This is a genomic window from Blastococcus sp. CCUG 61487 (assembly GCF_005222955.1).
Taxonomy (GTDB): Bacteria; Actinomycetota; Actinomycetes; order Mycobacteriales; family Geodermatophilaceae; genus Blastococcus.
Genome location: NZ_LWUA01000115.1, coordinates 1 through 374, shown reverse-complemented (window position 1 = coordinate 374; position 374 = coordinate 1). Strand labels below are relative to the sequence as shown.

Here is a 374-nt window from a genome sequence, read left to right as displayed (position 1 = left end):
CATTCACACAACAACCCGTCGGTTCCCCTCGAGGGGCCGGCCAGGTGTGTGGATGGGTAGGGGAGCGTCGTGTGGCGGTGGAAGCGGCGGAGTGATCCAGCCGTGGACGCCACGCGAGTGAGAATGCAGGCATGAGTAGCGAGAGGGGAGTGAGAACCTCCCCCGCCGGAAGACCAAGGGTTCCTGGGCCAGGCTAATCCGCCCAGGGTGAGTCGGGACCTAAGGCGAGGCCGACAGGCGTAGTCGATGGACAACGGGTTGATATTCCCGTACCCGCGAAGGAACGCCCATGCTGAACCCAGCGATGCTAACCGCCCGAACACCACCTACTGATCCCTTCGGGGTGAGGGGGTGGTTCTAGCGCGGGACCCGGA

1 rRNA gene is annotated in these 374 nt (G+C 64.4%); it reads left to right on the top strand.

The features are described 5' to 3' along the window. A 23S ribosomal RNA gene (locus A6V29_RS08155) occupies nt 1-374 on the top strand; the annotation flags it as partial.